The 12,947-nt window shown below is 63.3% G+C and carries 10 protein-coding genes and 1 riboswitch; of the genes, 4 read left to right on the top strand and 6 right to left on the bottom strand.

Features of this window, described 5'->3' with window-relative positions; translation table 11 throughout:
* Positions 1–37: 37 nt before the first annotated feature.
* On the bottom strand, positions 38–676 hold the full coding sequence (locus AC58X1_RS10590; protein ID WP_220632966.1) for a BUD32 family EKC/KEOPS complex subunit: 639 nt from the start codon (positions 674–676) through the stop codon (positions 38–40).
* A gap of 113 nt (positions 677–789) precedes the next feature.
* Between AC58X1_RS10590 and msbA the strand changes: the two genes are divergently transcribed.
* Both msbA and hldE read left to right on the top strand, forming a co-directional pair.
* Positions 790–2,592, top strand: a complete 1,803-nt coding sequence (gene msbA, locus AC58X1_RS10585; RefSeq protein WP_103435826.1) for a lipid A export permease/ATP-binding protein MsbA — start codon at positions 790–792, stop codon at positions 2,590–2,592.
* Positions 2,593–2,719: 127 nt separating this feature from the next.
* Positions 2,720–4,141, top strand: a complete 1,422-nt coding sequence (hldE, locus tag AC58X1_RS10580; protein WP_101315843.1) for a bifunctional D-glycero-beta-D-manno-heptose-7-phosphate kinase/D-glycero-beta-D-manno-heptose 1-phosphate adenylyltransferase HldE — start codon at positions 2,720–2,722, stop codon at positions 4,139–4,141.
* Positions 4,142–4,325: 184 nt separating this feature from the next.
* On the opposite strand, the gene AC58X1_RS10575 is transcribed toward hldE, so the two are convergent.
* From AC58X1_RS10575 to AC58X1_RS10560, 4 genes are all read right to left on the bottom strand, one after another.
* Positions 4,326–5,288, bottom strand: coding sequence for a metal ABC transporter ATPase (locus tag AC58X1_RS10575; RefSeq protein ID WP_312388668.1), 963 nt, complete (start codon positions 5,286–5,288; stop codon positions 4,326–4,328).
* Between the two features lie 39 nt (positions 5,289–5,327).
* The gene (locus AC58X1_RS10570; RefSeq protein ID WP_101315847.1) at positions 5,328–6,140 is read right to left on the bottom strand and encodes an aldo/keto reductase; all 813 of its coding nucleotides are present in this window, start codon (positions 6,138–6,140) and stop codon (positions 5,328–5,330) included.
* Positions 6,137–7,312 carry an FAD-dependent oxidoreductase gene (locus AC58X1_RS10565; RefSeq protein WP_259074441.1) on the bottom strand — a complete coding sequence of 392 codons (1,176 nt, stop codon included), beginning with the start codon at positions 7,310–7,312 and terminating at the stop codon, positions 6,137–6,139. Before AC58X1_RS10565 ends, AC58X1_RS10570 begins: the two co-directional genes overlap by 4 nt.
* Positions 7,313–7,388: 76 nt before the next feature.
* Positions 7,389–7,721, bottom strand: coding sequence for a DMT family transporter (locus AC58X1_RS10560; RefSeq protein WP_103435831.1), 333 nt, complete (start codon positions 7,719–7,721; stop codon positions 7,389–7,391).
* Between the two features lie 133 nt (positions 7,722–7,854).
* Between AC58X1_RS10560 and waaA the strand changes: the two genes are divergently transcribed.
* Positions 7,855–9,126: a lipid IV(A) 3-deoxy-D-manno-octulosonic acid transferase gene (waaA, locus tag AC58X1_RS10555; protein WP_497428820.1), complete on the top strand. Its 1,272-nt coding sequence runs from the start codon at positions 7,855–7,857 to the stop codon at positions 9,124–9,126.
* 44 nt (positions 9,127–9,170) lie between these two features.
* Here the strand turns inward: waaA and AC58X1_RS10550 are convergent, their stop codons facing one another.
* Positions 9,171–10,607 carry a TolC family outer membrane protein gene (locus tag AC58X1_RS10550; protein ID WP_101315855.1) on the bottom strand — a complete coding sequence of 479 codons (1,437 nt, stop codon included), beginning with the start codon at positions 10,605–10,607 and terminating at the stop codon, positions 9,171–9,173.
* 156 nt (positions 10,608–10,763) lie between these two features.
* Positions 10,764–10,870: riboswitch (TPP riboswitch) on the top strand.
* Positions 10,871–11,025: 155 nt separating this feature from the next.
* On the opposite strand from AC58X1_RS10550, the gene thiC reads away from it, so the two are divergent.
* Complete coding sequence (gene thiC / locus AC58X1_RS10545; RefSeq protein ID WP_101315857.1) at positions 11,026–12,912, top strand: phosphomethylpyrimidine synthase ThiC; 1,887 nt, start codon at positions 11,026–11,028, stop codon at positions 12,910–12,912.
* The last annotated feature ends 35 nt before the right edge of the window (positions 12,913–12,947 follow it).

The following is a 12,947-nucleotide window of genomic DNA, read 5'->3' as shown; positions in this document are numbered from 1 at the left end:
TCCTACAGGTCGCGGTGAATTCAAGGTTTGCGCGGTTTCAGGCCAGAACCCTGGTCAGCTCTTCGCGGCTACACAGCTGCTGAGCGGCCAGATAGCCGTCGACAAAGCTGCTGTCGCCGGCGTCGAGTAGCCACTGGCGATCCTGAGGATAGCGCAGCATGTGCTTGAAATTGCGCAGCCGCTGCGATTTGCGCAGCGGCCGGCGGAAGATGCGCAGGTCGGCGATGTCGATCAAGCCCAGCTCACCCTCAGGCGTGAGCACCACATTGCCCATGTGCGCCGAGCGGAAGTACACCCCGCGCTCATGCAGAATCGCGATGAACCGGCCCAGCTGCGCACGCAGTTGGTCGTGATCGGCAGGCTGTTCAAGCACCTGGCGCAAGGTCTGCCCAGGCAGTGGCGCATAGTGCACGGCATCGCGCTCGATTGCGCCGATACGGTATACCGCCTTCACCACTGGACACGGAATCTGCCGCTCCTGCAGATGCCGACAGTTGTCGGCAAAGCGCTGCGCATACGGATACCACGCAGCAGAGCTGAGCAGGCGCTTGCGACGAAACAGTTTGAGCATGCTGCCATCGGCCAGGCGCAGGACCTTGTCGCCGGTGCCGTCGGCTTCGAGCACAGTGGCGCCTTCGCGCAGTGCGAGATAACGTGCCTGTTCAAGCGCTTGCATCAAGTCTCCAGAGTGTGGCCAAGGGCAGGGCAGCCGCCTATCTTACCTGCAGCAGGCGGTCGGCAACACCGCGTGTGGTATAATCCCGACTCTTTTTCACCCGACGGATTGTCATGACAGTTCCCGAATCGTCCGCGCCCTCGAGCCTGAAGATCTATTTCCGCCTGCTCAGCTATGTGAAGCCCTATCTCGGCATCTTCATGCTCAGCATCCTCGGCTTCGTGATCTTTGCTTCGACCCAGCCCATGCTGGCCGGCATCCTCAAGTATTTCGTCGACGGCCTGAGCGATTCTCAAGCCGTGCTGTTCCCCTCCGTGCCTTACCTGCGCGACCTGAAACTGCTGCAGGCAGTGCCGCTGCTGATCATTCTGATCGCCGCCTGGCAGGGCCTTGGTTCGTTTCTGGGTAACTACTTTCTGGCCAAGGTCTCGCTGGGCCTGGTCCACGACCTGCGCGTCGAGCTGTTCAACAAGCTGCTGGTGCTGCCCAACCGCTATTTCGACAGCCACAACTCGGGCCACCTGATCTCGCGCATCACCTTCAACGTGACCATGGTCACCGGTGCTGCCACCGATGCAATCAAGGTGGTGATCCGTGAAGGCCTGACGGTGGTGTTCCTGTTCGCCTACCTGCTGTGGATGAATTGGAAACTGACCCTGGTGATGTTGGCGATCCTGCCGATCATCGCGGTGATGGTCAGTACTGCCAGCAAGAAATTCCGCAAGCAGAGCAAGAAGATCCAGGTCGCGATGGGGGATGTGACCCATGTCGCCTCCGAGACTATTCAAGGCTACCGTGTGGTGCGCAGCTTCGGCGGCGAAGCCTACGAGCAGCGCCGTTTCAACGCGGCCAGCCAGAGCAACACCGACAAACAGCTGCGCATGACCAAGACTGGCGCGCTGTACACGCCGGCGCTGCAATTGGTGATCTACACCGCCATGGCGTCGCTGATGTTCCTCGTGCTGTTCCTGCGCGGCGACGCTTCGGCCGGCGATCTGGTGGCCTACATTACTGCCGCTGGCCTGCTGCCCAAGCCGATTCGTCAGCTTTCGGAAGTCAGCTCGACCATCCAGAAAGGCCTGGCCGGTGCCGAGAGTATCTTCGAGCAGCTCGACGAGCCTGCCGAAGTGGACGCTGGCACGGTTGAAAAGGACCGCGTCGAGGGTCGTCTGGTGGTGCGCAACCTGAGCTTTACCTACCCAGGTACCGAGCGCCAGGTGCTGAACGACATCAGCTTTACCGCAGAGCCTGGGCAGATGATCGCCCTGGTTGGTCGCTCCGGCAGTGGCAAGTCGACCCTGGCAGCGCTGATCCCGCGCTTCTATCACCACAATGAAGGGCAGATTCTGCTCGATGGCGTGGAGATCGAAGAGTACAAGTTGCGCAACCTGCGCCGGCATGTCTCGCAGGTCACCCAGCACGTCACCCTGTTCAACGATACCGTCGCCAACAACATTGCCTACGGCGATCTGGCTGGTGCGCCGCGCGAGGCCATCGAGGCTGCCGCCGCCGACGCCTACGCCAAGGAATTCGTTGATCAGTTGCCCAAGGGCTTCGACACCGAAGTCGGCGAGAACGGTGTGCTGTTGTCCGGCGGCCAGCGCCAGCGCCTGGCGATTGCCCGGGCCTTGCTGAAAAACGCCCCGCTGCTGATTCTTGACGAGGCCACTTCGGCGCTCGATACCGAGTCGGAGCGGCACATCCAGGCCGCGCTGGATCATGTTATGCAAGGTCGCACCACGCTGGTCATCGCCCACCGCTTGTCGACCATCGAAAAGGCCGACATGATCCTGGTCATGGACCAAGGCCGTCTGGTCGAGCGCGGTACTCACGCCGAACTGCTTGAGGCTAATGGCCATTATGCCCGCCTGCACGCGATGGGCCTTGATCAGCCAGAGAAAGTCGATATCACCTGAGTCGGCTGTTTCGGGGCCGATCCGGCCCCGATTGTCACCGGAATTGTCCAGGCCAGCTTGGCGCTAAAGCCATCGTCTGGCCTGTGCTAATATCCTGCCCCTGTTAATTTTTCCATATGGGTTGCCCATGAAGTTGTCCATGCCGAGTTTCGATCAAGCCCCGGTGTTGGTGGTCGGCGATGTCATGCTCGACCGCTACTGGCATGGTGGTACTTCACGTATTTCCCCGGAGGCGCCGGTGCCTGTGGTCAAGGTCGAACAGATCGAAGACCGTCCCGGCGGCGCGGCCAACGTGGCCTTGAACATTGCCGCCCTGGGCGCGCCGGCCTCGCTGGTCGGTGTGACCGGCCAGGACGAGGCGGCCGAGAGCCTGAGCAACAGCTTGCAGGCTGCGGGCGTACGCTCGATCTTCCAGCGCATTGCCCACCAGCCGACCATCGTCAAGCTGCGGGTCATGAGCCGTCATCAGCAACTGCTGCGTATCGACTTCGAAGAACCGTTCGCCACCGACCCGCTGTCATTGGGTGTCGAGGTTGAAAAGCTGCTGGATGGGGTCAAGGTGTTGGTCCTGTCCGACTACGGCAAGGGCGCCCTGAAAAACCACCAGAGCCTGGTCCAGGCGGCGCGTGCCCGCGGTATTCCGGTATTGGCCGACCCCAAGGGCAAGGACTTCTCGATCTACCGCGGCGCGAGCCTGATCACGCCCAACCTGAGCGAGTTCGAAGCCATTGTCGGCCGCTGCGTCGATGAAGCCGACTTGGTCGGCAAAGGCCTGCAATTGATGCAGGAGCTGGATCTGGGGGCATTGCTGGTGACCCGTGGCGAACATGGCATGACCCTGCTGCGCGCCGACCACCCGGCGCTGCACCTGCCGGCCCGGGCCCGTGAAGTGTTCGACGTCACCGGTGCCGGCGACACGGTCATCTCGACCCTGGCCGCCGCTATCGCTGCTGGCGAAGACCTGCCCCATGCCGTGGCCCTGGCCAACCTTGCCGCCGGCATCGTGGTCGGCAAGCTCGGTACCGCGGCGATCAGCGCCCCTGAACTGCGCCGTGCGATTCAGCGCGAAGAAGGTTCGGAGCGCGGCGTGTTGACCATCGAACAGTTGTTGCTGGCGATCGACGATGCGCGCGCGCACAACGAGTCGATCGTGTTCACCAACGGCTGTTTCGACATCCTTCATGCCGGCCACGTGACCTATCTGGAGCAAGCCCGCGCTCAAGGTGATCGCCTGATCGTCGCCGTCAACGACGACGCCTCGGTCAGTCGCCTGAAGGGTCCTGGCCGCCCGATCAACAGCGTCGATCGGCGCATGGCAGTTCTCGCAGGCTTGGGCGCCGTCGACTGGGTCATCAGCTTCCCGGAAGGCACTCCAGAAAACCTGCTCAGCCAGGTCAAGCCTGATGTGCTGGTCAAAGGTGGCGACTACGGCATCGATCAAGTGGTCGGCGCCGACATCGTTACCAGCTACGGCGGGACGGTGAAAGTGCTCGGCCTTGTGGAAAACAGCTCAACCACTGCAATAGTGGAAAAGATCCGCAAGAACTGAAAAAGGGCCGCTTAGCGGCCCTTTTCATTCTCGGCATGCCCCGATCCCCTGTAGGAGCGGCCTTGTGTCGCGAAGGGGGGGGCGAAGCGCCCCCCAAATTTCAGCTCCGCCGCCGACATTGCTGGGCCCGCTTTGCGGGCCTCTCGCGACACAAGGCCGCTCCTACAAAGAGCAGTCCGCGTAACTATTTATGCAGCGAAGTCCGCGCCCGAGCCAGCAGAGCCCGCGCCTTGCCCGTCAGCCGCTGCAACCGCGAAGCCGGCCTAGGCTCCACCAGCCCCTGCTGGCGCAGCCAATCCTTCCAGCGCACTCGCTCGTCACGCACCACCCAGCCTTCCTGCCGGGCAAAACTCTCGGCCAGCCAGATCCCACGGGTACTGGCCGGCACCAGGGTATCCTTCTTCAGCGTGAACAGCTCAGCCGTAGGCCGCCCATCCACCAACGGCATCAAGTACAGATCAGGCCGCTTGCGATTAAGCCGCGCCACCAGTTGATCCCCTTCCAGCCGCTCATCCACATGAAACAGACTCAGCGACTTGGCCTCCCGCGGCACCTGCAAGCGCAAGTCATAGATCAGCTGCAACGACGCTGTAGGCAAATGCACATAGGCCCGCGGCTGTTCGATCAACACCAGGTTGCCCGACTGCACCGGCCGCGCCGCCGTCGCCTGTGAGGTGAGCACAAACGGCAACGCCTCCCGATAATGCAGCGCCGCCGCGTAGGGCGCGGGCAACCAGGTATCGTTGAAGCGCCCGCCCAGCCAGCCCTCTGGCGTCTCCATCAGGCACTCTTCGGCTACCTCCTGAATCGCGGTATGCAGCGGCAGGTTCAGCTCCTGCGCCGGCACATAGCCAGAAATCAGCTTGAGCACCACATCGCCACGGTCTTGCCGGCGCTGACGCACCAGCACCCAGTATTCGCGGTTCTGCCACTGCAGCGTCAGCCGCACCGACACGCCCAGGTTGGCCAGCTCAACCACGAAGCGCTCGCTGTCTGCCACCTGCACGGCCTTGCGTCGTTGCAGGGTCTGGGCGAAGTTCAGCGGCATGCCGATGGTCTGATAACTCAGGCCCTCGGCAGTGGCTTCGACATGCAGCGGCAGCGTTTTGAAGTTGCTCGGGTTCTTGCGGATCAGCGTACGTGCCACGAGGCTCCTCCTTGCGCTTGTGTAGCCGTGCCAGCGGCCCTATTGCTGCCTCAAGATACGGGCAACGGTGGCCACGTTATGGGCCAGATGCAGCGGGTTGATGGTGCCGACGATAGCACTGCTCACGCCTGGGTGGGCAAACAGCAGCTCGAAGCTGGCCTGCACCGCATCCACCCCCGGCGCCAGGCAGACATGCCCGCTGGCCAGTGCCTTCTTCACCAGAATGGCTTTGCCATGCTCGGCGGCGTAGTCCAGTACCGGGCGTTCGGTTTGCTCGTTGAGGTTGTAGGTAACCATCGCACAGTCACCCTCCTGCAACGCCTTGAGCCCACCTGCGGCGGTCTTGCCAGACAAGCCAAAACCGAGAATCTTGCCTTCCTGCTTGAGCGCGGCGAGGGTCTGGTAGACCTCTTCCTGCTCGAGGATCGCCAGGTCATTACCATCTGAATGGACCAGCACCAGCTCGATTCGATCCGTTTCAAGACGCTTGAGGCTACGTTCGACCGAACGCCGGGTGTGCGCAGCAGAGAAGTCGAAGTGCGACTGGCCGTCGTTGAACTCTTCACCGACCTTGCTGACGATCACCCACTCGTCACGCTGACCGCGCAGCAGCGGCCCGAGGCGCTCTTCACTGCGACCGTAGGCCGGCGCGGTATCGATCAGGTTGATCCCCAGTTCACGCGCCTGGGCCAGCAGCATGCGTGCCTCGTCGTCGCCTGGGATGGTGAACCCGGTGGGGTATTTGACGCCCTGATCACGGCCCAGCTTGACCGTGCCCAGGCCCAGCGGCGAAACCATCAGGCCAGTGCTGCCCAGCGCTCGGTGCAGGTCATGCAGATCGGGCAGGCTCATGGCAGCAGTTGCTCCCAGGCCGGTACGCCGAGCGCAGGCCGGGGCAGGCCGGACAAGTCAGGCTTGGCTTGAGGGCGAATACCATCGCGTTCGAGCTTGGCCAGCACGTGATCGGCGAAGTCCGGCGCCAGCGCCAGTTTGGTCGGCCAACCGACCAGCAGGCGCTGCTCTTCGGCGAGGAAGGCGTTGTCCGGCCGCACCTGGCCAGACTGCGCTGGCTCGGCCCGATCAACCCGCAGGGTGGCCCAGCGCAGCTGGCTTTGATCTACCCATGGCAACAGGCTGGCGACTTCTTTCTGCGCGGCAGCGATCTGCGCCGCTGGCTCGCGGGCAACGCCATCGGCTTCAGCCAAATCACCACCCAGGTACCACACCCACTGGCCATCCGCGCCGGGATGAGTGGTGACCGTGATGCGCGGCTTGGGCCCACCGCCGAGGCAGTGCGCGTACAAAGGCTTGAGGTTGGGGCCCTTGGCCAGAACCATGTGCAACGGTCGGCGCTGCATGGCCGGTTGGTCCAGGCCGAGGGCCTGAAGCAGCTCGGCGGTGCCACCACCGGCGCTCAGCACGATGCGCTGGGCGTGAATCTCGCGCCCGTCGACACGCAGGCCGACCAGTTCATCGCCTTCGCGCAACGGCTCGATCTGCTCGCCGGCGAGCAAGCTGTCACCGGCCAGCGCAGCGAGGTTGGCGAGCAGGCTGGGCACGTCGATGACCAGCTCGGCGAGGCGATAGACCTTGCCTTTGAAAGCGCGGTCTTGCAGGGCCGGCGGCAGTTGTTCGCCCTTGACCTGATCGACCCGGCCGCGCATGGCCTTGCTGGCAAAAAAGCTGGTGACATTGCCAAGCAGGCCGCCCGGCGACCACAGGTAATGTGCATCGGACAACAAGCGTACCTTGTCCAGGTTCAGCTCGCCGCTGCCGGCCAGCGCCTCGCGCCAGCGCCGCGGCATGTCGGCGATCGCCTCGGAGGCGCCGGTCAGGCTGCCGTGCAGAGCGTACTTGATGCCGCCGTGGATGATCCCCTGCGACTTGATGGTCTGCTCGCCGCCCAGGCTTGCGCGTTCCACCAGCACCGTCGAATAGCCCAGGCGCTGCAGCCGGGCATTGAGCCAGAGGCCTGCGACCCCGGCGCCGACGATCAGTACGTCAGTGGAAATGGCAGATGGCATGCGGGCACCTCAAAGACAGGGACAGGCCAGCAGTATACAGGCTGATGTCTTTGCCGTTGACCGCGCAACGCAGCGGTCAGTGCCCGCTGCTGTTGGAAAATACCTGAATGACCACCACGCCGCCGACGATCATGGCCATGCCGAGCACGGCCGGCAGGTCCAGTTTCTGCCCATAGATGAGCCAAGCGGCGATGCTGATCAGGACGATGCCCAGCCCCGACCAGATGGCGTAGGCAATACCTACCGGAATGCTGCGTACCACAAGGGTCAGCATCCAGAACGCCACGGTGTAGCCGGCGATCATCAGCAACAGCGGCAGCGGCGTACTGAGGCCTTTGACCGCCTTCATCGAAGCGGTGGCGACGACCTCGGCGCAAATGGCGATGGCCAGATAAACATATGCGTTCACGCTGCATTCCTCGATTGATTGGCGGCCATTCTAGGCGATCCGCTTGCCAGCTTTCACGCTGTGTCCGCCGCTTTTATGGCTTGGGCGGACATGGGCAGGCCTTTTCAGGCAGTTCCTAGTAAACTGCGCCGCCATGAACAGAACCCTTTATACCCTGCTGTTTCACTTGGGCCTGCCGCTGGTAGCGCTGCGCCTGTTCCTGCGTGCGCGCAAGGCGCCGGCCTACGGCCAGCGCGTCGCCGAGCGCTTTGCCATCAAGCTGCCGCCGATGCGTCAGGGCGGCATCTGGGTGCATGCAGTGTCGGTCGGCGAGAGCATCGCGGCGGCGCCGATGGTGCGCGCATTGCTCAAGGCCTACCCCGAGCTGGCGATCACTGTGACCTGCATGACCCCTACCGGTTCGGAGCGGATTCGCGCGCTGTTTGCCGATGAGCCACGCATTCAGCATTGCTATCTGCCGTATGACCTGCCCTGGGCGGCGGCGCGTTTTCTCGACCATGTGCGGCCGCGGCTGGGCGTGATCATGGAAACCGAGCTGTGGCCCAACCATATCCACCAGTGCGCCAAGCGCGGCATCCCGGTGGCGCTGGCCAATGCGCGCTTGTCGGCGCGGTCGGCGCGCGGCTATGGCCGCTTCGCCAACCTGACCCGGCCAATGCTCGCCGAGATGAGCCTGATCGCGGCGCAGACCGAAACCGAAGCCGAGCGCTTTCGTAGCCTCGGCGCGCGGCCTGAATGCGTGCAGGTGACCGGCTCGATCAAGTTCGACCTCAAGCTCGACGAACAGCTGCTGCCCCGTGCCCGCCAGTTGCGCGAGCAATGGCAGGCCAGCCAACGCCCGGTCTGGATCGCAGCCAGCACCCATGAAGGCGAGGATGCGCAGGTACTCGAGGCGCACCGCCGCCTGCTGCAGGTGCATGCCGATGCGCTGCTGATTCTGGTGCCGCGTCACCCTGAGCGGTTCAACGCGGTGCATGCGTTGTGTGCCGAACAGTTCGCTACCGTGCGCCGTTCCAGCGCCGAGTTGGTCACCGACGCAACCCAGGTGCTGCTCGGCGATACCATGGGCGAACTGCTGTTCCTCTATGCGCTGGCAGACATCGCCTTCGTTGGCGGCAGCCTGGTGCCAACAGGCGGGCACAACCCGCTGGAGCCGGCCGCGCTGGCCTTGCCGGTGATCAGCGGCCCACACGTGTTCAACTTTCTCGATATCAGCGCAATGCTGAAAGATGCCGGCGCGTTGCACTCAGTTGACGACAGCCAGGCATTGGCCGCCGCCGTGCAGCGGCTGGTCGAGTTGCCGCAGGACGCCAAGCGCATGGGCGAAGCGGGCAGGGCGGTGATGCAGGCCAACCAGGGCGCGTTGCAGCGCTTGCTGGATGGCCTGGCTCGGCTGCTGGGCTAGCGATAGATCGCGGCGCCGAGCGAGCCCGGCGCCGCAGTCGCAGATCAGGGCCGGCGTTCGAAGTTCTTCGCCGCCGCTGCTGCCAGATCCGGCGGCAGGAAGTCCTTGTCCGGGTTGTAATCGGCTTTCAGATAACGGCCCAGGTCGGACAGGTCCTGCGGGCTCAAGGTGCCGGCCGCCTGCTTCAGGCGCAGGTTATCCAGAATGTAGTCGTAGCGGCTGTTGTTGTAGTCACGCACCGAGGTGTACAGCTGGCGCTGCGCATCGAGCACATCGACGATGTTGCGGGTGCCGACCTGATAACCGATTTCGGTCGCCTCCAGCGCACTCTGGTTGGAGATGATCGACTGCTTGCGCGCCTGCACCTGTTCAACGTCGGTATTCACCGCGCGGTGCAGGTTGCGGGTGTTTTCCACCACCTGGCGGCGCAGGCTTTCGCGCTGCTGCTCGCTCTGGCTCAAGCGCTGATAGGCCTCGCGAACTTGCGAGCTTGTCAGGCCGCCGCTGTACAGCGGGATGTTCAACTGCAGGCCGATGCTGGTCTGTTCGACGTCGCCGCCGTAGCGCACGCCGGGCTGCGGTGCCGGGTTGGAAAAGCCCAGCGCATCGTTGTCACCCTTCTGGTAACGCGCCACCGCGTCGACCGTCGGGGCATGGCCGGCCTTGCGCTGGCGCAAGGTTTCTTCGGCGGCATCGACAGCGTAGTTGGTCGCCTGCAGGTTGAGGTTCTGCCGTGCGGCGGTCTCGACCCAGGCCTTGGCATCGTTGGGCATCGGCACCTGGATCGGCAGGCTGTGGACCACGCCCTGCAACGAGCCATAGTCGCGGTTGGTCAGCGTTACCAATGCCTCGAAGGCATCTGCTACCTGGCGTTCGGCGATGATCCGGTTGGCCCGCGCCGTGTCGTAGCTGGCCTGCGACTGGAGCACGTCGGTCTTGTCCGACAGGCCGACGTCAAAGCGCTCGTTGGACTGATCCAGCTGGCGCTTGAGGGCGGCTTCCTCGGCTTTGGTCGAGGCCAGATTGTCTTGTGCGCGCAGTACCGAGAAATAGTTCTCGGCGGTCTGCAGAATCAGGTTCTGCTCGTTGGCCGACAGCTCCAGCGCCGCCTGCTCGTTGACCGCTTCGGCGGCTTGCAACTGGAACCAGCGATCGGCGCGGAAGATCGGCTGCGACAGGGTCGCGCTCCACGAATTGCCGCTGCGATTGGAGGTGATCGCCGGCTCGTCGAGCTTGGTGCGGGTGTTCATCATTTCGGCACCCGCCGACAGGTTCGGCAGCAGCCCGGCGCGGGCCTGCGGCACGATTTCGCGGCGTGCGCCATAGTCGGCGCGGGCAGCGGCAAGGTCGGCGTTGTTGCTGGCCGCTTCCTGATAGACGCTGATCAGGTCGGTCTTCACCGGCGCGGGCAGGTCAGCCGCCCAGACCACTCCGTTGGACGCACAAGACACGGCAACCGCCAGTGAAAGTTTGCGCAGCATAGGGCAATCCTTGTACGAGTTTTAATTACTGAACCGTTGAGTATCGGTGCGCCAGTGTAAGGCTGCGCACGGCCGGCAACAATCGCTGATTGGCGCCTTTGATCGCCGCGCTGCAAGCACCCTTGGCTTTGCGCGCAACTCCAGTCTAGACTGCGCATGTTCTTGTCGGGGTGCCTTGATGCAAAGGCTGAGATCGGAAGTTTCCGGATCCCGTTGAACCTGATCAGGTTAGCGCCTGCGTAGGGAACAAGATTTCTCGCTTTCCCGGCGAGTCTCTTGTGTCAGGTCCGGGATTTGTCGAGCAGCGCAGCCGCGCATTGGCATTCCAGGTATCCGGCACTGCACCCATCAAGGGTGTGTCCGCGTCATTCAGGTTCTCCCCGACATTCCGCCGCTAGGAAGCTGTCTGGAGCCTGTGATGAGCAAACAAGAAAAAGCGATCAACCTCAGCGAATCGGCGCAAGTCGATCAGCAGTCTGTGCAACCCTTCACCCGTTCGCGCAAAGTGTATGTCCAGGGTTCGCGCCCGGATATCCGTGTCCCCATGCGCGAAATCAGCCTGGATGACACCCCTACCGACTTTGGCGGCGAAGCCAATGCGCCGGTGCTGGTGTACGACACCTCGGGCCCGTATACCGACCCTGCTGTCAGCATCGATGTGCGCAAGGGCCTGGGCGATGTCCGCTCGGCCTGGATCGACGCGCGGGGCGACACCGAACGCCTGGAGGGCCTGAGCTCGAACTTCGGCCAGCAGCGCCTGAGCGATGCCGAACTGACCAAGCTGCGCTTTGCCCACGTGCGCAATCCGCGCCGGGCCAAGGCCGGCGCCAACGTTACGCAGATGCACTACGCGCGGCAGGGCATCATTACTGCCGAGATGGAATACGTCGCCATCCGCGAAAACATGAAGCTGCAAGAGGCCCGCGCTGCCGGCCTGCTTGAGCAGCAGCACGCCGGCCACAGCTTCGGCGCCAGCGTGCCCAAGGAAATCACCGCAGAGTTCGTTCGCGACGAAATCGCCCGTGGTCGCGCGATCATCCCGGCCAACATCAACCACACCGAACTCGAACCGATGATCATCGGCCGTAACTTCCTAGTGAAGATCAACGGCAACATCGGCAACAGCGCGCTGGGGTCGTCCATCGAAGAAGAAGTGGCCAAGCTGACCTGGGGCATCCGCTGGGGTTCGGACACGGTCATGGACCTCTCCACCGGCAAGCACATCCATGAAACCCGCGAGTGGATCATCCGCAACTCGCCGGTGCCGATCGGCACCGTGCCGATTTACCAAGCGTTGGAAAAGGTCGGCGGCGTTGCCGAAGACCTGACCTGGGAGCTGTTCCGCGACACCTTGATCGAGCAGGCCGAGCAGGGCGTGGACTACTTCACCATCCATGCCGGCGTGCTCCTGCGCTACGTGCCACTGACCGCCAAGCGCGTCACCGGCATTGTCAGCCGTGGTGGTTCGATCATGGCCAAGTGGTGCCTGGCGCATCACCAGGAGAACTTCCTCTACACTCATTTCGATGAAATCTGCGAAATCATGAAGGCCTATGACGTCAGCTTCTCGCTCGGCGACGGCCTGCGTCCGGGCTCGATTGCCGATGCCAACGACGCCGCCCAGTTCGGTGAGCTGGAGACCCTGGGCGAACTGACCAAGATCGCCTGGAAGCACGACGTGCAGTGCATGATCGAAGGTCCCGGCCATGTGCCGATGCAGTTGATCAAGGAGAACATGGACAAGCAGCTGGAATGCTGCGACGAGGCGCCGTTCTACACCCTCGGCCCGCTGACCACCGACATCGCGCCGGGCTACGACCACATCACCTCGGGGATCGGTGCGGCGATGATCGGCTGGTTTGGCTGCGCCATGCTCTGCTATGTCACGCCCAAGGAACACCTCGGCCTGCCGAACAAGGATGACGTCAAGACCGGCATCATCACCTACAAGATCGCCGCCCACGCCGCCGACCTTGCCAAGGGCCACCCCGGCGCGCAGATCCGCGACAACGCGCTGTCCAAGGCGCGCTTCGAGTTCCGCTGGCAGGACCAGTTCAACCTTGGCCTGGACCCGGACACCGCCCGTGCCTACCACGACGAGACCCTGCCCAAGGAGTCGGCCAAGGTCGCTCACTTCTGTTCGATGTGCGGGCCGAAGTTCTGCTCCATGAAGATCACCCAGGAAGTGCGCGAGTACGCTGCCAATCAGCGTATCGAGGCGGTCGACATGTCGGTCGAGGAGGGCATGCGCGAGCAGTCCGAGCGCTTCCGTCAGACCGGCAGCCAGCTGTACCAGAAGGTGTGATGCAACTGGGGCTGCTTTGCAGCCCTTCGCGGGTA

The organism is Pseudomonas sp. PGPR N4, assembly GCF_059693665.1.
Note: the sequence above shows the minus strand (reverse complement) of the source record. Positions and strands in the feature narration are given on the sequence as shown.

Bases quoted from the DNA above. Each gene is read 5' to 3' on its own strand.
- waaA (WP_497428820.1), top strand. From the start codon at position 7,855: ATGAACAGAACCCTTTATACCCTGCTGTTTCACTTGGGCCTGCCGCTG.
- msbA (WP_103435826.1), top strand. From the start codon at position 790: ATGACAGTTCCCGAATCGTCCGCGCCCTCGAGCCTGAAGATCTATTTC.
- thiC (WP_101315857.1), top strand. From the start codon at position 11,026: ATGAGCAAACAAGAAAAAGCGATCAACCTCAGCGAATCGGCGCAAGTC.
- hldE (WP_101315843.1), top strand. From the start codon at position 2,720: ATGAAGTTGTCCATGCCGAGTTTCGATCAAGCCCCGGTGTTGGTGGTC.
- AC58X1_RS10590 (WP_220632966.1), bottom strand. From the start codon at position 676: ATGCAAGCGCTTGAACAGGCACGTTATCTCGCACTGCGCGAAGGCGCC.
- AC58X1_RS10565 (WP_259074441.1), bottom strand. From the start codon at position 7,312: ATGCCATCTGCCATTTCCACTGACGTACTGATCGTCGGCGCCGGGGTC.
- AC58X1_RS10570 (WP_101315847.1), bottom strand. From the start codon at position 6,140: ATGAGCCTGCCCGATCTGCATGACCTGCACCGAGCGCTGGGCAGCACT.
- AC58X1_RS10550 (WP_101315855.1), bottom strand. From the start codon at position 10,607: ATGCTGCGCAAACTTTCACTGGCGGTTGCCGTGTCTTGTGCGTCCAAC.